This window comes from Gracilibacillus caseinilyticus (assembly GCF_022919115.1).
Taxonomy (GTDB): domain Bacteria; phylum Bacillota; class Bacilli; order Bacillales; family Amphibacillaceae; genus Gracilibacillus; species Gracilibacillus caseinilyticus.
This window is the reverse complement of the sequence record NZ_CP095072.1, coordinates 1,688,539-1,712,930: the sequence shown is the minus strand read 5'-3', so window position 1 is coordinate 1,712,930 and position 24,392 is coordinate 1,688,539. Positions and strand designations below refer to the sequence as shown.

Genomic DNA, 24,392 nt, shown 5'->3' with positions numbered 1-24,392 from the left:
ACTTCTTTCTCTTTTTAACAGTAAAAACAGTCGGATCTAAATAAGATTTTAGTTAAAAGCAAGAGGCATTTCTTATAAAAGAGAATGCCTCTATAAAATATAATGAGCTAATGCCAAGGTTTGTACACCAACGAAAAGGATGCACACCACTCCATCATTTTCCTTAACCCTTGACAGATCCTAGCAATGCACCTTTCGCAAAGTATTTCTGTAAGAATGGATAAACTAACAGAACAGGAACTGTGGCTACGACGATGGTCGCCATTTTCACCGTTACTTCTGGTGGTGGCACATCCGTATATGTTTCTGCATCATAATTCATACCACTTGCCAATACGACGATTTGTCGCAGTAGTACTTGCACCGGCCACTTATCCGCATCAGCTAAATATAGAATGGCGTGCATATACGTGTTCCAGTAAGTTACCGCATAGAATAACGAAATGGTTGCAATCGCCGGTAAGGAGATCGGCAATACAATCCGAAATAGTATACTGAAATCATTGGCACCATCGATTTTTGCTGATTCTTCTAAGCCTGCTGGTAAGTTCATAAAGAAGCTTCGTAAAATAATCATGTTAAAAGCGTTAATCGTGACCGGAATAACCAATGCCCATAAGGAATTCAACAATCCGGTTTGTTGAACTACCAAGAATGTTGGGATCATCCCACCATTAAATAATAGTGTGAATACGATCATAAAGTTAATCGCACGTCTTCCGACAAGATCCCTTCTTGATAATCCATATGCAGTCAACGTAGAAAATAGCATACTCCATAACGTCCCACCCACAGTTACAAGTATCGATACCCCTAATGCACGAAAGATCGTATCAGTAGAGAAGATATACTCATAAGCTTTTATGGAAAAATCAGTTGGAAAAAGTAAAAATTTTGTATTTGCCACTTCTGCACTTGTAGCGAAAGAGCTTCCTACTACGTGTATAAATGGAAGTATCGTAATGATACCTAATAGCGCCAACAGGAAGTAGTTAAAAAAGTCAAACACCTTACTACCTGCAGAGATTCGTTGTTTTGCCATATTATCACCTCGCCAATTGTTGTTTATCTTAGTAAATACCTTCTTCATCGAATTTTTGAGCTAGCCAGTTCGCAAACACAACCATCGCAAGACCGACCCCACCTTTAAAGAAACCGACCGCGGTACTGTAACTGAACTGACCTTGCTGCAGACCGGCAACGTATACATACGTATCAAAAATTTCTGCGACACTTCGGTTGGACGAGTTCAACAATAAGTACACGTGTTCAAAACCAAGCTCCAGTACATCTCCAATTTTCAAAATAAGAAGTACAATGATAACGTTACGAATTGCCGGGATTGTAATATGCCACATTTGCCGGAAACGATTGGCACCATCCATTCGAGCTGCTTCGTACAACTGAGGATCTACTGCGGTAATAGCAGCTAAGAAGATAATTGTTCCCCAGCCAGCTTCACGCCAGATAACCTGAAGTATATACATCGGCCTAAACCAATCTTCATTTAACAGGAAGTTTATTTTCTCAAAGCCGAGTGTTTCTAAGATAGCGTTTACAATACCGCCATCAAGTGTCAGCATTACATAACTGATCGATACGATAACTACCCATGACATAAAGTGCGGAATATAAATAAGCGTTTGGACACCTCGTTTAAAGAAGCTGTGTCGCACTTCATTTAACATTAAAGAGATAATAATCGGGATCGGGAAAAAGATAAAAATCTGTAATCCAAACAATACTAGCGTGTTCTTAAAAATCATCCAAAATTCGGTACTCTCAAACAGACGTTGGAAATGCTCAAATCCAACCCATTCACTACCCATAATTCCTTTGTATGGTTTATAATCCTGAAACGAGATGATCAAACCATACATAGGCAAATATTTATAAATGAGGAAGTAAATAATTCCCGGAAGAATCATTAAGTAGATCATCTTGTTTCGTTTGATTCTTCTCCAAGTTTCGGAGCGTTTCATCTTTTTTACTTGTTTCGCATTTTCTTTTGCAGTTAGTGTTGTTGTTTCCATAAGCAGTATCCTTTCTTTTAAAATTTCTTGTCTATTAGAGGATGTTCAAAAAGTCGGAAAAAATTGCTGTGAACTTCTGCGTTGGCTTGCTTTTCCTTTCCTCATGTATTGATAAGCATACATTCCGGTACTCGAAGCTACTCCGCCTTGAATTTCTTTGCGCTTTTTGTCCTCCTTATTGAACAAGCACCTTAATGTGTTATTAAAATCGTACGCTAAAATCAGGTATAACGTAAATAATCATTATCTTACGAGTTGCTGAAACAGCTGTTATTCAAGGGTTTTGTCTATTTTTTGAACTCTTAAAGCAACTAACATAACATAATGATCATCTCCTCTGATCCTGTTGTTTGATAGATATGGAGCTGTCTAACTGAGACAGCTCCACTTTTTTTTGATTATTTCGATGCGTTATATTCCTCAATAATGGCATCTCCACCTTCAGATTTCCATTTCTCTACTGCTTCATCAAAGCCAGCCTCGTCAATTTGACCAAGAATGTACTGGTAAGTTGCATCTGTAATAATCTCTTGCAATCTAGCACCATCATTTACATATGTTTCAGAATAAAGTGGTACAGTTGGATCTTCGATTAAATGGTTCTCGTTATCTTTAAATAACTCTTCAGATTTTGCTTTCACATCATAATCGAAGAAACCTTCATAACGACCATTTGTTTCTGGTTCACCAATTTCGATTGACTGATATGGTTTTACTTCACGATCTGTTAAGTCTTGATCTTCAACAGGTAATGCTTTTCCTTCTTTTACATTATAGTGTTCGCCTTCAATGCCCCAGTAAGCAAGGTTAATTACTTCTGGTGTCATCATCTGATCAAAGAAACCTAAGATTTTCTTTAACTCTTCCTCTGTTTCTACAGAGCTTTTCGGGAACATAACTAAACTTCCGTACCCCGGAATGGCCCAAATACCAAATTCTCCATCCGGACCAGCAATGTTATTATGCACATCAAATTCAACGTCAGGGTTAATTGCTACTGCATCATTGTGCAAGCTGCCAACATCCCCCATTGAACCTACATACATACCTGCCGTACCGTTCTTAAAGAATTCTTGCTGATCTGGTTTACTTGTTACAGGAAAGTCTTGGTTGATGTATCCGTTCTCATGCATTTCTCTAAAGAAATCCATTGTTTGTTTGTATTCATCGAACATAAACTCAGGTAATAATTGACCGTCTTGTTCACCCCAGTTATTTGGAGTACCAAACCATGAGGAAACTGTTTTGAATGCCCCATATACTAAATCGCTTCGATCTGTAACACCGAATGTATCGTCTTTACCGTTTCCATCTGGATCATCTTCTGTAAATGCTCTAGCCATCTCCATAAATTCTTCTGTTGTTGTCGGAGCCTCTAATCCTAAATTATCTGCCCAATCTTTACGATAAATAAGACCTTGTCTTGAAAGAGGACGTCCTTGATATAAGGTATATAAGTTCCCATTTACGCGTGTATTATCTAATACATTCTCTTTCAATTTAGACAAGTTCTCAAATTCATCTAAATATTGCCCAACTTCCCAGAACTGCTCATCCTCCATTGCATCACGGAATTGAATGAAAGAAGTCTGGTTTTTTAAGAATACTGCTTCTGGTAATGAATTCGTTGCAAATGCTGTGTTTAATCTGTCTTCATAGTTGTTATCCGGTACCCATTGAATTTCGATGTCTGTATTGGTTGCGGATTCTATTTCTGTTAATACTTTTTCATTTGGAACTTCTGGTGTGTGTAAGTTTGCCATGATAGTAAATGCGTATGGCTCATCTGAACCTTCTTCACCACTATCCCCTGATTCTTCAGAAGAATCATCGCCTTCTGCGGATCCATCATCTTCAGATGCACTATCACTATTACATGCTGTTAATGCAAGCAATAAAAGCAATAGCATAATTCCTAATAATTTTTTCCACTTACTCAAATTAACCACCCTCCAAAAAATTGTTTTTTTGGTATCACAACAATTTGCTGTGTACATCATTAATAGTACGGAAGCGCTAACATTTTGTATATAATCAGTTTTACAGTGTGTGTGTAAACGCTTACTGCACAACGTGTTTTTTGGTTAAATAATCATTATTTTATGAGCCTTAAGAAACATATAAGATAATGATTATTTTTACTTATCTTTGTTTCTCAAATCCTTTAACCACAAGTGTTTTGCCCTCCTTATAATATGATTATTTTTGAAAGCGCTTCAATAGTACTATTTACTAATTAAGGAAAAAAAGTTATCCTTATATATATTAACATTTATTTAGGAAACAGGTGATATCAATGATGGAAATGTCAGGACTTTGGGGTGGGTTTTACCGGATCAGTGTCTGGATTACACGATTTGCATGGCTGAATATTTTATGGATCTGCTTCACCCTGCTCGGACTCGTATTCTTCGGCATCATGCCAGCGACTATTGCAATGTTTACAATTGTCCGGAAATGGGTCTTAAAAGAATTTGATACCGCTGTCGCAGAAACATTTTGGCACGCATATAAGCAAAATTTCATTCGTGCTAACTTATTTGGCCTCATCTTATATATTATTGGTTACTTTCTGTCTGTATTCTTAAAATATACAGGACTAATGAGCGATAGTAGTGTATATCCTCTACTATTAGGTATTTTTATTATTGCTGCCTTTCTTTATGTCATGCTTGTATTATATATAGGACCAGTCTATGTACATTATCAACTGTCATTCTGGCAATATATTCGATACGCGGTCTCGATCGGTGCTGTTAACTTGCATTATTCTATATGTGCATTGACTATTTTGGCGGGCATCTATTACCTTTCGTTAAAATATCCTGGTGTAACGTTGTTTTTTACATTCAGTATTAGCTCTTATGTGACGATGTTTGTTGTTCACATCGGCTTCAGACAGCTTTTCAAAAAACAACAGGAACAATTAGATCAGACAACGGTGTCTGCTTCATAGCAATAAATTTCACGATTAAGGAAGATTGCCTATGAAAAAATTTTCTGATAAACATTATTTCAAGATAATATCTGTTCTCTTCATTCTAAGCACCGTTCCCGTTATCATTACAGGCGTATTATCTTATTGGCAATCCTCACATGCGATTGTTGATTACTCCAACGATGAAAAGAAACAAAACATTTTTCAAATACAGACAAATGTGGAACAGGTGCTACGTTATATAGATTTATCTACTACTTACTTTGTACGTTCTGCTCAGACAAAATCACTACTGAATGAAGAAATGAACGGAATGGCATTTAATGATTTTCAAAGTTCGCGAAAAGATTTGAATCATCTCCAGACGTTGGAAACAGGTATCGAGGACATCATTCTTGTCAGTCTGGAGAAGAGATGGCTAATTAACAATGATGGCTTAGTTCACCTTGATAATCAGACTTACGAGCAAATCAATCTTAATTATTTGAACTTGCCAAGAAAGTCCATGTGGGTTATGGAAGATGCTGAGGATATTAACTTACCGAATGCAACGACCAATAGTTGTCCACAATACATTAACCTGATTAAGAGGTTACCTATCTTATCTTCCAATCCTGATGGATTAATCTCTGTCATCGTCCCTACTTGTGAATTGAATGACATTATGGCCCAAAGCAACGATAGTGAATCATTCGTTATTTTAGATGAAAATAATCAAATAATTGCTCATAGCAATTCTGAATACACTGGTGATGATGGTTACATTCCTAATGCACTCTACGACAAAATTGACAGAAATGAATTGGAAGGACAATTTGAGTACACCATTAATGGGACAGATTATAAAATTTCATATCAATCATCTGATTATAACAACTGGACTTATTTATCTTTAGTAAAATTAAGTGATTTACACACAAAGTCTAGTTCCATCGGATGGCTGACTGCTCTCATCGTTACGATCTTATTAATTATATCATCCTGCTTTGCTTTTATCGGTAGCAAATTTTTGTATCGTCCAGTCAAGAAACTTAAGAGTGCAATTAAAATAAATGATGAGGAATCATTTCCTTCTCATTCTGGAAATGAATTCGAACTTATTGAAACTCATATTGAAAAACTATTAAACCAGAACGATCAATTGGAAAAACGTGTACAAAGTCAAATCACACAATTGAAACAGCTTTTTATGATCCGTCTATTACAGGGAAAAGTGTCATCGAGTGAAATTCCGTTAAAAATTAAATCATTTAATTATAACGATCAATGGAATTCACTTACCATCTTTTCTTTAAAAATTGACGAAATAGACCAAAAGAAATTTAATAAAAACGATCAGGATCTTATCTTGTTTGCGATTAATAATTTAATAGAAGACTTGATCCCTTCTAATGAAAGACTTACTCCTGTCGTTAGTAATGATACACAATCTACTATTATTCTAACTGATGAAGAGGATTCCGCTGCCTACATGCAGGTCATTAATGAACGGGTAAAATTAATTCAAGCCAAAATCAAAGAATTATTACATTTATCAATCAGCATCGGTATCAGCCAACGCTATCAAACATTAGAAGATGCCAGTACTGCATTTAAAGAAAGTAAAGAAGCTCTAAAATACCGGTTAAAAATGGGCGAAGCGTCGATCATTTTCTATGAAAATCTAAACAGACGCTATTCAAGCGTCGCCCCTTATCCAAGCCAGCTTAAGAATAAAATCATTGATGCGATTAAACTGACAGATCAAGAACAAGCTTTAAATGAGCTTGACAAATTTTTTGGTTATGTAAATCGTCATGATATGAATCACCAGCAGTTGGAGATTATCATATCTCGTTTCCTATATGAACTGTATGAATTAAAAGAAATGCTAGGTGTGAATGTGGAGAGGTTCCAATCGACAGAAATGATTACTAATTTCCAAAACTTAAGGTCCTTAGAAGCGATCCATGAATGGGTAAAAGAAGACATTATTCTTCCACTGATCGCAAATATCGATGCACGGGACGATTCTAAGAACAAGAAAATATCAGATAAAATGATTCGATTCATCCGTGATAATTTTAATAAAGATATTTCACTTGACCTGATCGCTGCTGAATTGCACTATAATCCGAACTACTTAAGCAGTATCTTTCAAAAAGAAACCGGTTATTCCTTTAGTGAGTATCTACTAAGATATCGGCTGAATAAAGCAAAAGACTGGTTAACGACAACGAATATGTCAGTAAAAGAAATTGCCGAGCAGTTACAATACAACAATTCACAGAACTTTATTCGGTCCTTCCGCAAAATGGAGGAAATCACACCAGGCAAATACCGTGCACAATACAAAAGTAAAGAAGCTTAATTTAAAAAGGACCCGGCGCCAGCCCGGTCCTTTTTAAAATTCAGATAATTCAGATTGTGTGAACTAGCTTACTAATTGTTTTGAAATGTGTAATGTGCTAAGATAACGCTCCGGCCAACCTGAGGGAACAATTTCAGCTAGACTACTACATGAATTACTTCTTTGCTGCCTTGCGCTGAGGAAGCACGCTACGAAGTGATACTAGTAGACACAGACACAGACAAAGTGGATCTTCAACTCATAATGTACCCTTGGAGTCTGCGTGTTTGGCCAGTGCTATTTTATGACCTATACACCGAATGCACGTGGTAGCATATTGATTAGTATGCCGATCTGATCATCCATCCGTTCTAGCAGATTCATTTTCATACTCTCATACGTAATACGTAGAGCTGCTGCTTATTGCTGTTACTAACGTTGTAGAACTCTTACAATATGTGGAGACTTCTGTGGGATCAGTCGTGTCCGAAAATTCCATAGAAAGTGTACTTCTTTACGAGGGAATTGAGGCTGCCCCCTCAGGGCGCGGAGCATATTTCCGGAGCTTTTCTTAGCATATACACCTATCAATATTACCACATTGTAATACAGTTCCACTTTACATCACCTGTATTACAATAAGCTTTTTCCCCTTTTCTTTGTTACATTTTTGGACAGTTAAGGGTTACTCTGATGCATAAAAGAAAATCACCAAAGCGCTATTTTGCTGCTCTGGTGATTTTCAATAAGGGTTTATTTATTAGAGATAAACGGTTTAGATAACTCCTTGTGAAACCATCGCATCTGCCACTTTCGTGAAACCGGCAATGTTTGCTCCGACTACCAAGTTGCCAGGTGAACCGTATTCTACAGATGCTTCCATGCTATTTTGATAAATATTACGCATGATATCTTTTAATTTCATATCCACTTCCTCAAATGTCCATGAAAGTCTTGCCGAGTTCTGTGCCATTTCCAGAGCGGAAACAGCAACACCGCCTGCATTGGCTGCTTTGGCAGGTGCAAATAACACATTATTTTTAAGGAATACATCAATAGCATCTAGGGTAGAAGGCATATTGGCACCTTCTCCAACTGCTTTCACACCATTAGCAACCAATTGCTCAGCTGCTTCTTTATCAATCTCATTTTGAGTTGCACACGGCAATGCAATATCACAAGAAATCGACCAGATGTCAGAGTGATTCGCTACAAACACAGCTTTTGGATGTGTATCGACATACTCATGGATTCTTTTGCTTTCCACTTCTTTTAATTGCTTGATTAAATCTAAATCAATTCCGTTCTCGTCATAAATATAACCACTGGAATCACTGCATGCCAACACTTTAGCACCAAGTTGTGTCGCTTTTTCCATCGCATAAATCGATACATTACCAGAGCCAGAAACAACAACAGTTGATCCCTCAAAGCTTTGTTTCTGTGCTTTGAGCATTTCATCTACAAAATATACGGTACCGTAGCCTGTTGCTTCTTTACGACCAAGACTACCACCGTAACCAATTGCTTTTCCAGTTAATACACCCGCTTCAAATGTACCGCGGATTTTTTTGTATTCTCCAAATAAGTAACCGATCTCTCTGGCTCCCACTCCGATATCACCTGCAGGTACATCCGTGTAAGGACCGATATGTTTGCTGAGCTCAGCCATGAAACTTTGACAGAAACGCATAATCTCAACATCTGATTTCCCTTTTGGATTAAAATCTGATCCACCTTTTCCTCCGCCAATCGGTTGACCTGTTAACGAATTTTTAAAGATTTGTTCAAAACCTAGGAATTTAACGATACTTCCGTTAACTGACGGGTGGAATCGTAATCCACCTTTGTAAGGACCGATTGCACTGTTGAACTGTACACGGAAACCTCTGTTTACTTGTGTCTTCCCTTGATCATCTACCCATGGTACGCGAAAGATAATCATTCTTTCAGGCTCAACCATTCTTTCTAATACGGATTGTTCGATATATTCAGGGTTTTTTGCCAATACTGGAATTAACGATTCGAATACTTCCTTAACTGCTTGATGAAATTCTGCTTCATTCGGGTTACGTTGTTGAACTTTCTCAAATAATTCATCTACATAGACCTTAGCAGATTCCATATGGATATCTTGCACTTCTTCAAGGGTTTTCATTACGTCCACTCCTATTTATCTAAATTTTGAATTAAAACTCTTTCTTTTTGGTGTGATTTCATTTTATAATTTTGGGAGTGATAGCTTCAATACTAATAAACGATGATATTAATGCGTTTAACGCATGGAAAATGAGGTGTTTAATTTGGAAATTAGACAAATTCAATATTTCATGGAAGTAGCCAAAAGGGAACATATGACAGAAGCAGCTGTGCATTTACATGTGGCACAATCATCTGTCAGCAGACAAATATATAACTTAGAGAATGAATTAGGCGTAGACCTATTTATTCGTGAAGGCAGAAGTGTAAAGCTGACGCCTTTAGGTAAGATTTTTTTCGAAAGAATGAAGCAGGCTACTTATATGATGGAAGAAGCAAAAAGAGAAGTGAAAGAATATTTAGATCCGGAGAAAGGAACTGTACGGATTGCTTTTCCTATCAGTATGGCTGCACATACCTTGCCATCTATTATCTATGCATTCCGTCAACGTCATCCGGAAGCGCAATTTCAAATGAGTAATGCTCTCTATTATGATCTCATCGATGGTGTAGCTGATGGTAATTTTAATCTGGCGATGATTGCACCAATGCCAGACAAAGGCAATGACAAGATTAACGGCACTACACTGTTTACCGAGAGTATTGTAGCGCTTGTTCCACTTAATCACCCATTTGCTAAAAGGAAATCCATCATGCTCGAAGAACTAAGAGATGATCCATTTGTTGTACTGCCAGAAGGATTTGTGTTCCGTGATCAAGTCATTGACGCCTGTAATAAAGCTGGTTTTTCTCCACAAATAGCCTTTGAAGGGAAAGATATTGATGCGTTGAAAGGATTGGTTTCGGCTGGTTTAGGCGTAGCACTAATGCCTGAAATGACACTTGTAGATAATACTCCCATATCAACTGTCGTTGTGCCACTTTCTGATCGGACGGTTAGCAGAACAGTTGGTGTTATTTTCCCAACACAACGCAAGCTATTGCCAACGGAAGAATTATTTTATGATTTCTTACTCGAAATATATGGCGGTCTAAGCGCATTAAAAAAAAGATAAAAGCAATATAAAATACATTTGACACGTTAGTCGCAAAAAAATAATCGGTTAAAGCTATTGAAATGTTCTAATACATGCAACGAATGGCAGAAAAACTGTTTGTATTTTCAGACAAATGTGTGATTTACGAAGACTATGCTTCGTTGTAAAATGAAGATACATAGGTATAAGTGATTAAATGCTTTATAATTAATAGAGTAAATAGATGATAGAGGAGATTGGATATGCGAATATTGTATGTAGATTGTTTTTCAGGAATCAGTGGTGATATGACGATCGGCGCCTTATTAGATGCTGGTGCTTCATTTCATGCGCTAGAAAGTCAATTGGCATTGCTGCAACTGGAGCAAGAATATGAACTATCGGTAGAAAAAGTGGTAAAAAACGGTATTCATAGTAATAAGTTTAATGTGATGATGAAGGAAAGCCATACACATCAGCGATCCCATCAGCATACAGAATCTGAAGACCATGATCACCATCATCATCACGATAACCATACACACAGCCACCATCATCGAACCTATCAGGATATCGTGAAATTAATAGACAATAGTGAACTAGATGATAATGTAAAATCCAGATCACTTGATATGTTTCGTGTCATTGGTGAAGCAGAAGGAAAAATTCATGGAATGGACATTGCTCAAGTGCACTTTCATGAAGTCGGTGCGATTGATTCAATCATTGATATTGTCGGTACTGCGATTTTGCTGGAGGATCTGGCTGTGGATCGAATTATAGCTGCGACAGTTCCAGTTGGTTCAGGACATATTCATATCGACCATGGCATCTATCCTGTTCCTGCTCCAGCTACATTAGAAGTCTTAAAAGGCATTCCATTGGCGTCAAGCAGTGTAAAAGGAGAATTAACTACCCCAACAGGAGCAGCCATTATAAAAACCCAGGTTAACGCATTCTCGACGTTACCAACGATGAAAGTGGACAAAATAGGCTACGGCGCAGGCACCAAAACATTTAAAGATCATCCTAATGTGTTACGAGTTATCATCGGAGAGGACTAAATAGTTTAATAAATAAAGGAAAACTCGTAATGATCAGCAACTAGGTTCGATAATATAGATATGTAAAGTGGATTTCTCAAAGTGGTAATTTTGGCTGTATATGCGTAGTCAAGCTCCTGAAATATGCTCCCAGTCCTGTGGGGTCGGCCTCAACTTCCTCGGAAAGAATTACACTTTCCTGTGGGATTTTCGGACACGGAGACCACTGAAAAAGTCCATAAAAATTTGCGACAGGAAAATCGAATCCAAAAATTCATGTTGAATATCATATAAAAGTGGTGGATTGAAACCACTTTTATAGCTATCTTAGTGGGAGAATGAATTTCCATAATATGTTTTTCAGTGACCTCAGACACGACCGATCCCTAGGGACACGAAGTGATTGTCCGGAGCGATATCCTAGCACATGAATCAAAATTACCACCTAAGCTGACATAATCCGTATTATAAGTAGTTTTTCTAATACTATTATAATTCCTGCATTGATTTGCTCCAGCTCCAATGTGTTTTCATCTTTACCGGAATAGAAAAGCCCTATCCGATTTCTTTCTACCGGATAGGGCTTTTCATTAATGATTTTATTCGCTTTGCTGTGATTGTACAGCTTCTTGCGCTTCGGCAAGTGCTTCTTCTGCTGTTTTTTCTCCATCTCTTAATACAGTATTAAGAGTGGTCGTGTTAAGCTCATTGGCAATATCAGGTGTAGCTGGTGAGATTTGAAGTGGTTCAATCTCATCTTTAATACCTAAAAGTACGTCGAAAATGTTATTGCCAAAGTATTTCGTATACTTGTTTTCTTCGCGTAACGCCGGATCATCCCAAACATCGTGTCTAGGCGGATCGAAACCTAAGATCGTCCAAAGTTTAATATTAGATTCTTTCGTAAGCTTAGCATATGCCAAGAATTCTTTAGCCAATTCCGGGTTTTCTGATTGGTTTGTTACAACAGTACCAGTACCACCCATACCTGCAGAGCGGTTATCATCTTCATCAAATACTGGCATTGGTCGAATTGTCATTTTACCTTCTAGATCTGGCATGCTATCTGTGAAGCGTCCCATGTACCAAATTGGCATAGAGACTGCTGCCGCATTACCGTCATTCATATACGAATAGAATTCTTCCGCATGCGGTGCCCCACCAGGTGCAACTTCAGCAATTTCTGCTTCTTGTAAATCTTTCATTACGTTAAGTGCTTGTACACTCTCTGGTGTATTAATTGTTAATTCACCACTTTCAGTCATTAAATCAGAGTGTTGTTGTGATACTCGACTCCAGAATGGTAAGAAGTCACCAGGGAAAGAGTTAATCATAAATGCATCTGTATTATCTACCACTTTTTGGCCAGCTGCTTTAAAATCATCCCATGTTTTAATGGAATCAATATCTACTCCTGCCTGCTCCATAATTTCTGTATTATAGTACATTACGGAAGCACCTACGTGTGTTGGCATACCATAATATTGTCCATCTTTCGCGTAAATTTCAAAGCGACCTTGTACAAAGTTTTCTAACTCTGGTTCTACATAATCATTCATTGGTAATAACTGCGGTTCCCCTTCTAAGAAGTTAGGAAAGCGCCCAATCTCAATGTCTGCAAGATCAGGTGCACCATTACCAGATTGTAAAGCTAGCAATAAATTATTGTGCATTTGATCTAAAGGATATGTTTCTACTGATAATTCAATCGCATTGTCAGGATTCTCTTCATTCCATCTTTCTGCTGCATCAATATAGAAGTCCACGTGTTGTGCAGCAAACACCCACATTTTCAATGGTGTTGCCCCTTCCATATCACTACCGGTAGTGGATACATCTGATGCTTCTGATGACGAGTCATCTCCTCCACCGCAAGCAACAAGTACCATTGCTAGCATACCAATTAATAAAACTAATAAACTTTTTTTATTCATTACTAAACCCCCTAAAATATTAATTAAAGATAGTAACCGCTTTCAAGTATTTCGTACTATTTCATACAGGAATAGCACTTCATTTTGATTCACTTATTCCAAAGCTTACTTTTTAAAGTTTATCTTGTTGTTAACTAAACAATATCATTTAGTTTTTAATTTGTCAATAAGTTTTGTTAACATAAAAAATAAGTTTTACATTAACGTTTTTATTCATTTAATTACATGAAAGAATAGTACGTACGTTTCTCAATTAGTCTGTTCCTTATCTATTTTTTCAAAGACCTGAACAGACAAGAATGCCATTGCAACAGCTATCAAACTTATCGTGCAAAATAACAGCATCGTTGGTAATTCTAATGAGACATACAAGATTATAAATAAGACTAACGCCATTGTAATAGTAACTGGCATTTTCGTTATGCCTATTATAAGCGCATTTTTAAAGTACTCTTGTACAGTTGTCTGATAATGGCTTAGTAATGGAAAGATCCACAAAGCTAATATACTGAATAGAAAGATGACAAAATAATAAGCAAACACAACAAATACAGGAATTTGATCACCTAGTTGCAATATCGCCTGATAATTCAAGAAAAGAATGGCTGCTATTACGACGAGAATATATCCCATAATATTAGCCCGGATAAATTCTTGTTTATAGGCTTGTTTAAAAGCTTGATATACCGAATTTACATCTTTTTGCTGAATCCATTTTCTTGCAACACTAATAGAAGCTGTAGTAGCAGGAAAAATCCCCCTGCCACTACTCCTATAAGTGTGAAAATAATCCACAAAAAGTTAAGCCACGCTATTCTTAAGATCACATTTAGAAATTGATCCAATGAGTTAACTATTTGTTTTCCAAACATGTATTGTCACATCCTAATGTTTAGCTATTATCCTTTGACACCGCCTGTTGTTAATCCAGCAACAAAGTAACGTTGGAAAAAGATAAATAAAATGATAATCGGTACAATCGTCATAACAGATCCTGCTATTAATACATCATAATTATTTCCATAAGGTGTTAATAAAGTAGCTAATCCTATTGGTAATGTAAACATATCATTGGAACGTAGTACGATTAATGGCCATAAGAAGTTATTCCAGCTTCCTAAACCTTGTAATATTGCCATAGCCCCTAAGGAAGGTGCCATTAACGGTAACATAATTTTGAAGAAAATACCGTATTCTGTTGCGCCATCTATACGTGCTGCATCCATTAACTGTACTGGCAACCCCAGTGCATATTGTCTAAAGAAGAAAACAGCAATAGGTGCAACAATCATCGGGACAATTACCCCTAAATAAGAATTGACTAATTGAAACGAAATCATCATTTGAAATAGAGGCAACATTAATATCTCAAATGGTACCATCAGAATGAATACAACAAAGGTGAAGAATAAGTGTTTCCCTTTAAAATCATATACGGCAAGCGCATAACCAACCATTGATGAGAAAAATAACGATAGTACAACTGTAATCGCCGAAATAACTAAACTGTTGGTATACCATGTCCAATATTCTGCTGACTGTGTAAAGATGTAGGTATAGTTATCAAGATTTAGCATGCTCCAGTCAAAATTCAGGCTTATACCTGTTCGCATTAATTCTGTGGACGGTCTAAAAGATGAAATTAATAACATTATGACTGGAAATAATGCTATTAAACAAACTATTGCCATCCCAATATTAGTAATCCACTTCAATGTGTTACTTGTTCCTCTTTTATTCATTATTGATCACCTCGTTTAAACGCACCTGTTAGGATTAATTGAATGAAGCTGATGATAAATATGATAATCATAAGAATTACACCAATCGCTGCACCGAATCCCATATCATTTTGCTGAATACCTTGCTGATAAATATAACCAACAACGGTTAAACCAATATTATTCGGTGAACCTGCTTCCCAGAAAACGAAACTTTCTTCAAACATTCTAAATCCGTTAATAATAGAGATCGTTACTACGAAGATCGTTACCGGTTTCAAGAATGGTAAGGTAACATAGCGAAATTTTTGAAATATGGTTGCGCCATCAATATCTGCTGCTTCGTACAATTCATTTGGTACATTTTGCAACGCTGCTAAGAAATATAAAATGTTAACACCTAACCAGCGCCATACACAAAGAAGTACCATTAGAAACATACCAGACCATGCATGGTAACGCCAATTGACCGGATCTAAACCAAACAAGCTAATAATTTGGTTGGCTGCTCCACTCTCGGTCTCACCAAACATTAATCTAAAAATCATACCAGCTACGATGGTAGATGCTAAAGTCGGCATAAATAACGATGCACGAAATAGCGTTTTCAATTTCACTAATTTTGAATCTAATATAACGGCAAAAATAATTGGCAAGATGGTTAGAATCACGACTGTTAGAACTACATAAATCGAAGTATTCATTAAAGCTTTATAAAAGGTTGGATTAAAAACCCTCTCATAATTAGCTAACCCAATGAATTCTACTTGTCCAGGTAATACGCTTTGAAAACTCATCATAATACCACGTATCGCCGGATATAAAGTTAGCACGATAAAAGAAATAATAAATGGTGATACGAAAATATAAGGTACAACTTTTTTTGAATTTAAAAAGTTTAATATTGGATTTGACCTTTTATTTGCGCTTGATGTTTGTGCTGATTGATTTGTTGCCAACATAACCCCTCCTCATTTTTTGAATACGCTTTCAACGGTTCCATGCTTTTTTTAAGCTTATTCCTTAATATTCGTTCTAGTAACCAATTCTTTCCTTGCCACTAAAACGTACGTATAAGTAATGTATGGTTATATTATATATAACTGCATAAGTTTTTTCAATCATTTTATAGAAAAAAACTCTATATTTTTAAACTTTTTAATTTATTTTCATCTATAATTTTTGTATTTATTTATCCTTTATGTTTATTTGCGTTGATTTGTTTTTATCTAAATCTATAATGGTTGGTTTTACATTGTAGTGCGATTATGTAAAATTCATTTATCATTGGCGATAACTTATAAACACATGAATTTATCCACTGAAAACTCATAGGGCCATATTGCTTTCCTACCGTATAAGAAAAACCAGCCAACCCTCCCCAATCCTAACTAGCATAAGTAATATACAACTACCTATAATGTGGATATATATTAACTAGGAGCTTACTAGATTAGTGTTAATTTTGAAATGATTTGTATGCTGAAATGCCGCTCCGGCCAACCTTCGCGTCCAGCGGGGCACGGCTGAAGATCCCGCGGGAGTCTACGTGGTTAGCCTACGCTAGGATAGGTACTCTACAACTTGTGTAAGAGCTAGTATATTGAGCATATCTATCAATAACAGCATTTGAATTTATAACATAATTCCTAGTGCCACTGCTATTAGCTCTTTCAATCATTGTAGCACTTCTCTTAAGCGTAGGAAATATGCGTACACTCCCGTGCCCCACAGGACGCGGAGTATATTTCCGAAGCTTTGCTACGCATATAAACCTATCAAAATGACTACCTTGTCAGGCGGTTTCACTTTACATAATCCACATTATGAGAACCTATCTTCATATTTAGCATATTACTGCTATAACTGTACTTATATACGCTTCTCATAAAAAAAGCTGATAAGTATCCACACTTACCAGCTTTTCTATTATTCTCATTATTTAATTGTTAAGCTCAATACAGATTTCGACGGTAATGTAAGTGTTAATTCATTATCTGTTACTTGGAATTGATCAAATTCTACTGGTTTCACGTTGTCTGGCTGCTCGAATGTATTGTGCGCGTCCATTTCTTCTGCAGTTATGATGCGTCCTGATACATTTTCGAAAGCTAGACCACGTAGATCAACAGACAAGTCTGATGCTTCAGCTTTATGAAGGTTACATAGCGTGATCGTTACAGCACCATCTTTTGCCTTTGATGCGGATGCTGATACCTGAGGGATTTCTTTGTCTCCCACTTTAATCGATCCGCTTTCAACACTCAGATCTAAACGCTCAGCATCCTGGTGCACTTTGTACATTTCAAAGACGTGATACGTTGGGGTTAAAATCATTTTCTCTTTATCTGTTAGGATCATCGATTGAATAACATTAATCGTTTGCGCAATATTTGCCATTTGAACACGGTCATTGTGTTCGTTAAAGATGTTAAGGGAAACACCCGCTACAAGTGCATCACGAATTGTATTCTGCTGATATAGAAAACCTGGGTTTGTTCCTGGCTCTACATCATACCATGCACCCCACTCATCAATTATCATAGCAATACGTTTTTCCGGATCATATTTATCCATTATCGTACTATGCTTTTCAATTAACTCTTCAATATGAACTGTTTTTTCCATTGTGATATCCCATACATCTTCAGTGAATCCTGTTGCAGGTCCTTTGTTCCAAAAACCACCTGGATGCACGTAATAATGCAGACTTAAACCATCCATGAAAGGAGCCGCTTCTCTCATTAATACTTCCGTCCAGTTATAGTCATCCACATTTGCGCCACCAGCAATACGGAAAATCTTATTATCTCCATAATCTCTTACGTATGTCTGAAAGCGACGATAAAGATCTGCATAATACTGCGGGCGCATATTTCCACCACAACCCCAGTTTTCATTACCAACACCGAAATATTTTAGTGCCCACGGTTCTTCTTTACCATGCTCACGACGCCAATTAGCCATTGGTGATTCACCGTCAAATGTCATATATTCTACCCATTCAGACATTTCCTGAACAGTTCCGCTACCAACGTTACCATTAATGTACGGTTCTGTTTCTAATAATTCACACAACTGATAGAATTCATGCGTACCAAAGTGATTATTCTCGATTACGCCACCCCAGTGTGTATTTACCATACGTTTACGATCTTCCCTTGGACCGACACCATCTTTCCAGTGGTACTCATCTGCGAAACATCCACCAGGCCAACGTAATATTGGAATGTTAATGTTCTTTAGTGCTTCCACTACATCGTTTCTGATTCCTTTTGTGTTTGGGATATCAGAATCTTCCCCTACCCAAAAGCCTTCATAGATACATCTACCTAAATGTTCAGCAAAATGGCCATAGATATTTTTGTTAATTTTCCCTTTACCAACATCTGCATTTACTACAATTTTTCTAGTCATCTTTTCACCTCATTTAAAATTTATGATTGTCCTGATAGATTCGCAGCTTCCACCTTAATAAACTTGGCAGCATGTGGTTTTAACTCATAACCTATCGTTCCCTGTTGCGACACTTCGTCTCTCCTTTTCCATAAATCGCGAATGATTGCTTCTTCTGTTTGAATGTTCAAATCTATTAGACTAACCTTAACTAATTGTTTTTGATCTGATAAATTAAACAATGCAACATAAATGGAGCCATCTAAACCATTGGAACTCCACACTACTCGATCGTGATCACGATAAATTTGACGTGCACCGAATCCTGTTTGATGTACCTCCAGCACTTCAGGATTGGTTAAGAGAGAGTATGTCCATTCGTCATTATCTCGTAATTCCCCACCGAACATGAGAGGTGAACGAAACATCGACCAAAGCGTCATCATGGTGACTTGTTCATCTTTAGTGAAACGAGTATAGCGATCTGACGCGCCACCATCTACCGAACGAATTCCGATATGTCCTAATGGAAGCATATCGGCATCCGGCCAAAATCCGGGTCCAATATTTTTACTCCACTTATAACACCGTTCGAACATGTCATATAGCAATTCCCAGATATCCCAAAAGTCATCTGTCATCCGCCACATGTTCGCATTTTCTTCTAACAAACTAGCACGGTCAAGTGGCGCAGGCCCTGGTGATAAGCTTAATACCATTGGTCTGCCACAATTATCAATAGCCTTGCGAATCATTTCTATCTCTTCTGCATGTGTACCATACAATTTGGAATCGGCAATATCATCGACCTTTATAAAATCGATGCCCCATTCGGCATACAGTTGAAAAAGCGAGTCATAGTATTCCTGTGCCCCTGTTTTATTGTGGTCTATTCCATACATATCTGTATTCCACGGGCAAATAGAATTTGGCTTTGCAATGTCACGGGCTCTTACGTCTGTATCTAATATTTTTGTATTTTGATGAACGGCTTGTCTTGGAATACCACGCATGATATGTATACCGAATTTCAAACCTAACTGATGCACATATTCTGCCAGTGGCTTAAAGCCCTGATTATTTTCAGCAGATGGAAACCGATTCGTCGCAGGAATTAATCGTGAATACTCATCCATTTCTAACGGTATAAATGGACGATAAGCAGATGAAACAGCCCCAGACTCTGCCCATTGAATATCTACGACAATATATTCCCAGCCATAACCCTTCAGATGCTTGGCCATATAGTCTGCATTACCTTTAACTTCCTCTTCTCGGACAGTTGCCCCATAACAATCCCAACTGTTCCATCCCATTGGCGGTGTTAATGCATATTGATGGTGTTTCATAACCAGAAGTTCACCCCTCATTCATTGTCCACTAAAGAAGGAGAAGTCTCACAATCTACTTCTCCTATCCTGTTTGCTATATTATGAATGCTTCTTTTGCAGACGAACCATGTTCCAAGAAAACTTAGGGAAAATACCTGTAAGTTTTCCACTATCAAGATACGATTCACCATTACTATGTGGTTTAACATTCTCTTGACCTGCTAAATTCACTGCTTTTGCATCTTCATTTTCTAACACGACATGTTCAACAACTTCATACCCTTCAAACGCACGAACATCGATGTCGACTTCTAATGTTTTTTCTAAGTGACGGTTTGTTGCGAAAATGACTAATTCCTCTTTTTCTTCATTATATACAACAGAAGGATCTAGATAAGGAACATCTGTAAAGTCCTTACTGTCATATTTCGGTGAACTAACTACTGGATTAAGCGCCACACCACGTCCATAAACTGAAGTATAATAATATGGATAGAAGATCGTTTGTTTCCAAGCTGCTCCACCATTTTCTGTCATAATCGGTGCGATAACATTGACAAGCTGAGCCATACAAGCAATCTTCACACGATCTGAATGACGAAGCATCGTGTTTAACATACTACCTACAAGCAATGCATCTTCGAATGTATAAACATCTTCTAATTGTGGTGGTGCTACAGTCCAAGGCTCGATTTCTTTATCTTGTTCATTAGAGTGGAACCATACATTCCATTCGTCAAAACTTAAGTACATTTTCTTCTTGCTTCGTTTCTTAGCCTTGATATAATCACAAGTTGCGATCACTGTTTGAATGAAATTTTCCATATCCATTGATTTTGCAAGGAAGTTGGCAGTATCTCCACTACGATTTCCATAATATTGGTGAAGTGAAATGAAATCCGCTACTTCATACGTATGTTCAAGCGTCTCTGCTTCCCAGCTAGGAAAAGTTGGCATGTTTGAATTAGAGCTTCCACAGCTTACCAGTTCGATTTCCGGATCTACAAGTCGCATTGCTTTCGCTGTTTCATATGCTAAACGACCATATTCCTGAGCCGTCTTTTGACCTACTTGCCATGGACCATCCATTTCATTTCCTAGACACCATGTTTTAATATTGTGAGGGTTTTCATAACCATGCGACTTACGAAGGTCACTCCAATACGTACCACCAGGGTGATTACAATATTCAAGCAAATTTCTGGCAGCGTCGATCCCTCTAGTTCCAAGGTTAACAGCCATCATTACATCTGTATTCGCTGCTTTCGCCCAATCAACGAACTCATTGGTACCTACCTGATTTGTTTCTGTTACTCGCCATGCTAATTCCAAACGGCTGGGACGGTCACCTTTTGGACCAACTCCATCCTCCCAATTATACGCGGATACCATATTACCACCAGGGTATCTAACGATTGGAACTTGTAACTCTTTAACAAGTTCCAGGACATCTTGCCGGAAACCGTGCTCATCAGCAGTGGGATGTTCTGGCTCATAGATACCACCATAAACAGCTCGACCTAAATGTTCTATAAAAGAACCATAAACCCGTGGATCAATTTCAGCTATTTGAAATTCTTTGTCTACAACCATTTTTGCTTTTACTGTTTCGTTTGCCATTGATATCATCCTTTCATTCATTACAATGATAATTATCACAACAAGTGAACCGCTTACAACAATAGCACTCCTATTAACTTGATCGTACATTTAATACATAATTATAGTTTTTTAGTTAATTGTACGTATATTAAGATTATGAAATTACGCTCTATTTGTCAAGGCTTACATTGTTAAATTATCATAACTTAACCGAAACATTAAAAAAATATTTACACTTATGTATTTCGGTATCCCACAGCTTTTAAAATACATCTGTCATTCAGGATATATCTGCTCCTTTTTTTACAGATACAGTAGATTGCCGTACTTTTAATGCTGGTTCATATAAAATCGATAAATCTTGGTTATGATATTGATTCTTTTTCTCAATCATATTTATCATCGCTTTTGCCGCGTCTATTCCCATTTGACTTTTCGGATGAACAATGGAAGTCAGTTTTACTTCAGAAATCTCAGCCAGCATGGAGTCATCATACCCGACAAATGACATATGTTCAGGAATAGAAATATTTTCTTCTCTCAACATATCCATTAACCGCAAAACGAGCTGGTCATTATAGCATACAATAGCCGTTGGTGCATTATTTTTTGCATCCATCAGCTTCTTCAAGGCATCAAATGGTTTACTCCCCATATTTTCAGTATGATAGGAAATAATGTTCTTCGGATTGATCACTGCCTGCAATTCCCGATGAGCTCGAATATACCCTTTCAATCGTTTGCGACCTTGTGCATCATCCGTTTTATACATACATGCAATATCGGAATGTCCAAGTTCTAATAGATGTTTCGTTTGCAAATAGCCTCCCCTGACATCGTCAAGCATAAAGGAAACAGGCTCCAATTCATCGTAATCCGCATTAATCATTACATATGGTATTTGCTCTTTCTCCATCATTAAATAGTAACGGAGATTTGGATTGGCTGATGCGCTGTTGGTTGGTTCAAGGATTACCCCGTCATAATTACCATTTATTATTTTCTCCAATACTCTTTGTTCTTCGTCATGCTTATTGTTAGTATTAAATATACTTACATGATAACCCTTTTCACTCAAAAATGACTCCGCTCCACGGATAATCGAGGGAAAAATATACTCTGATATATACGTTGTTATAATAGCAATGTTTTTCGCTGGCAGTTCGTATGTAGACCTTTTCTGTATCGATGATCGATCGGCACAGAAAGTCCCCGCTCCCTGCTCCCGGTAAAGCCAGCCTTCATTCACTAACTCACCTAATGCAAGACGTACAGTATGGCGACTAACCTTAAACTTTTCCATCAATACTGTTTCAGAACTGATTTTTTCATGTGGTATAATCAAGCCCTCGAGAATTTTAGATTTAATCGATTGTTTGATTTTTTTATATTTCGCTTCCATCTGTATTACCCCCTTTATCACCTTCCGATCGTTTCCACTTACGAAAAACTTTTACACATTTTTTCCATTTACACTAAGTTATTGATAACGTTTACAAACGATCAACAAGTTAACAAATTCATTTATGAAATGTACGTACTATTAGTATAACAAAAATCCCGTTATTTACAATACTCACCAATCTATAAATATTCATTTAAACTTATACGACCTAATTTTAATCAAAAAAAAATAAAAGCTATTACTTATTTTGTTCAGTAATAGCTTTTATTTTTATTTAATGGGTGCTGTCGAACTCCGAATGATCAACTCCGGATCAAATCGTATCAAATCTTTTTCCATATGCTTCTCTTTACTCGTAGGACGTTCTTGTTTCACCATATCTAATATGACTTTGGCTGCCAGTTCTCCCATTTCACTTTGCGGGTGAGCAACTGTAGTCAGTTTCACTTCTGTTACTTCCGCCATAAATGAATCATCAAATCCGACCATTGAAAGATCTTCGGGTACTTTTAGTTGAGCTTCACGAATTACATCCAGCAGTTTGATAGCTAATTCATCGTTATAGCAGACAATAGCTGTCGGTCGTTTTTCTTTCGGCTGATCTAACATCTTTCTCAGTGTTTCGGCCGGTTTGCTGTTTTTCTCTTCTGTGTTGTACGTGATGATGTTATTCGGCATAATATCGATTTTGTGTTTTCGATGCGCTTTTAAATAGCCTTTCATCCGTTTTGATCCTTGGATATCATCATTTTTGAAGAATCCCACAATATTTCGGTGTCCCAGCTCAAGCAAGTGCTCAGCTTGTACAAAACCACCCTTTTCATCATCCATTACAATGCGAAACGGCTCTAACTCATCATAGAACGCATTGATCATTAAATAAGGGATATTCTGTCTTTCTAAATTCAAATAATAATTAATATTTGGATTGGTAATCGCACTTCTGGTTGGTTCAATTATGACTCCGTCAAAATGTTGGGTCAGGATTTTTTCCAGGAATTTTCGTTCATTATCATGGTCATTATTTGTACTGAACAAGCTGACTTGATAGCCTTGTTCGCTTAAATGAGATTCAGCTCCTCTAATAATAGAAGGAAAGATATAATCCGATATATACGTCGTGATTATTGCAATATTTTTTTGCGGGATAGCCCCGGCGATTTCTTCTTTCGAACGATCTGCACAAAAAGTACCCGCACCTTGTTCACGATAAAGCCAGCCTTGATTGACGAGGTCACCAATAGCAAGACGAACAGTATGTCTGCTCACACCGAACTGCTTCATTAATTCACTCTCTGAACTGATTTTCTCATGTGGTTGAAAGGTACCATCTAATATTTTTGATTTGATTGCTTGTTTCACAATACTGTACTTTGTTTGCATCTCATCTACACCCCAATAATCCTACTAATTCATACTACTCTATTTTCCCTTACTTAAGCATATAGGATTCATCGCACCTGTCAAGGTTTGGTCCTTAATAA

General features: G+C 37.2%; 17 protein-coding genes. 4 read left to right on the top strand and 13 right to left on the bottom strand.

The window, feature by feature from the left end; translation table 11 throughout:
- Positions 1-163: 163 nt before the first annotated feature.
- From MUN88_RS08220 to MUN88_RS08210, 3 genes are all read right to left on the bottom strand, one after another.
- Positions 164-1,042, bottom strand: coding sequence for a carbohydrate ABC transporter permease (locus MUN88_RS08220; protein WP_244723188.1), 879 nt, complete (start codon positions 1,040-1,042; stop codon positions 164-166).
- A 28-nt stretch (positions 1,043-1,070) separates the two neighbouring features.
- A complete protein-coding gene (locus MUN88_RS08215) occupies positions 1,071-2,033 on the bottom strand; it encodes an ABC transporter permease (RefSeq protein WP_305852498.1) in 963 nt (320 codons plus the stop codon).
- 398 nt (positions 2,034-2,431) lie between these two features.
- The gene (locus MUN88_RS08210) at positions 2,432-3,943 is read right to left on the bottom strand and encodes an extracellular solute-binding protein (protein ID WP_244724395.1); all 1,512 of its coding nucleotides are present in this window, start codon (positions 3,941-3,943) and stop codon (positions 2,432-2,434) included.
- A gap of 386 nt (positions 3,944-4,329) precedes the next feature.
- Between MUN88_RS08210 and MUN88_RS08205 the strand changes: the two genes are divergently transcribed.
- Positions 4,330-4,989 carry a YesL family protein gene (locus MUN88_RS08205; RefSeq protein ID WP_244723185.1) on the top strand — a complete coding sequence of 220 codons (660 nt, stop codon included), beginning with the start codon at positions 4,330-4,332 and terminating at the stop codon, positions 4,987-4,989.
- 31 nt (positions 4,990-5,020) lie between these two features.
- On the top strand, positions 5,021-7,321 hold the full coding sequence (locus MUN88_RS08200) for a helix-turn-helix domain-containing protein (protein WP_244723183.1): 2,301 nt from the start codon (positions 5,021-5,023) through the stop codon (positions 7,319-7,321).
- Positions 7,322-8,075: 754 nt separating this feature from the next.
- Here the strand turns inward: MUN88_RS08200 and gdhA are convergent.
- Positions 8,076-9,458 carry an NADP-specific glutamate dehydrogenase gene (gene gdhA / locus MUN88_RS08195; protein WP_244723180.1) on the bottom strand — a complete coding sequence of 461 codons (1,383 nt, stop codon included), beginning with the start codon at positions 9,456-9,458 and terminating at the stop codon, positions 8,076-8,078.
- Between the two features lie 145 nt (positions 9,459-9,603).
- Here gdhA and gltC point away from each other — a divergent pair, with 145 nt between their 5' ends.
- The gene (gene gltC, locus MUN88_RS08190; RefSeq protein WP_244723177.1) at positions 9,604-10,515 is read left to right on the top strand and encodes a glutamate biosynthesis transcriptional regulator GltC; all 912 of its coding nucleotides are present in this window, start codon (positions 9,604-9,606) and stop codon (positions 10,513-10,515) included.
- Positions 10,516-10,739: 224 nt separating this feature from the next.
- Positions 10,740-11,540, top strand: a complete 801-nt coding sequence (gene larC / locus MUN88_RS08185) for a nickel pincer cofactor biosynthesis protein LarC (protein ID WP_244723175.1) — start codon at positions 10,740-10,742, stop codon at positions 11,538-11,540.
- 578 nt (positions 11,541-12,118) lie between these two features.
- On the opposite strand, the gene MUN88_RS08180 is transcribed toward larC, so the two are convergent.
- The 9 genes from MUN88_RS08180 to MUN88_RS08140 form a co-directional block, all read right to left on the bottom strand.
- Complete coding sequence (locus MUN88_RS08180) at positions 12,119-13,453, bottom strand: ABC transporter substrate-binding protein (protein WP_244723174.1); 1,335 nt, start codon at positions 13,451-13,453, stop codon at positions 12,119-12,121.
- Between the two features lie 249 nt (positions 13,454-13,702).
- Positions 13,703-14,248, bottom strand: coding sequence for a YesL family protein (locus MUN88_RS08175; RefSeq protein ID WP_244723173.1), 546 nt, complete (start codon positions 14,246-14,248; stop codon positions 13,703-13,705).
- Positions 14,249-14,352: 104 nt separating this feature from the next.
- The gene (locus MUN88_RS08170; protein WP_244723172.1) at positions 14,353-15,195 is read right to left on the bottom strand and encodes a carbohydrate ABC transporter permease; all 843 of its coding nucleotides are present in this window, start codon (positions 15,193-15,195) and stop codon (positions 14,353-14,355) included.
- Positions 15,195-16,136 carry a carbohydrate ABC transporter permease gene (locus MUN88_RS08165; RefSeq protein WP_244723171.1) on the bottom strand — a complete coding sequence of 314 codons (942 nt, stop codon included), beginning with the start codon at positions 16,134-16,136 and terminating at the stop codon, positions 15,195-15,197. The genes MUN88_RS08170 and MUN88_RS08165 overlap by 1 nt, the downstream gene beginning before the upstream one ends.
- A 976-nt stretch (positions 16,137-17,112) precedes the next feature.
- On the bottom strand, positions 17,113-18,591 hold the full coding sequence (locus tag MUN88_RS08160; protein WP_244723170.1) for an alpha-N-arabinofuranosidase: 1,479 nt from the start codon (positions 18,589-18,591) through the stop codon (positions 17,113-17,115).
- A gap of 20 nt (positions 18,592-18,611) precedes the next feature.
- On the bottom strand, positions 18,612-19,919 hold the full coding sequence (locus tag MUN88_RS08155) for a glycoside hydrolase family 27 protein (protein ID WP_244723169.1): 1,308 nt from the start codon (positions 19,917-19,919) through the stop codon (positions 18,612-18,614).
- An 81-nt stretch (positions 19,920-20,000) separates the two neighbouring features.
- Entirely contained in the window at positions 20,001-21,521 is a 1,521-nt protein-coding gene (gene arfA, locus MUN88_RS08150) for an arabinosylfuranosidase ArfA (protein ID WP_244723168.1), read from the bottom strand.
- A gap of 262 nt (positions 21,522-21,783) precedes the next feature.
- Positions 21,784-22,905: a GntR family transcriptional regulator gene (locus tag MUN88_RS08145; RefSeq protein WP_244723167.1), complete on the bottom strand. Its 1,122-nt coding sequence runs from the start codon at positions 22,903-22,905 to the stop codon at positions 21,784-21,786.
- 273 nt (positions 22,906-23,178) lie between these two features.
- Positions 23,179-24,291 carry a GntR family transcriptional regulator gene (locus tag MUN88_RS08140; protein ID WP_244723165.1) on the bottom strand — a complete coding sequence of 371 codons (1,113 nt, stop codon included), beginning with the start codon at positions 24,289-24,291 and terminating at the stop codon, positions 23,179-23,181.
- Positions 24,292-24,392: the final 101 nt, after the last annotated feature.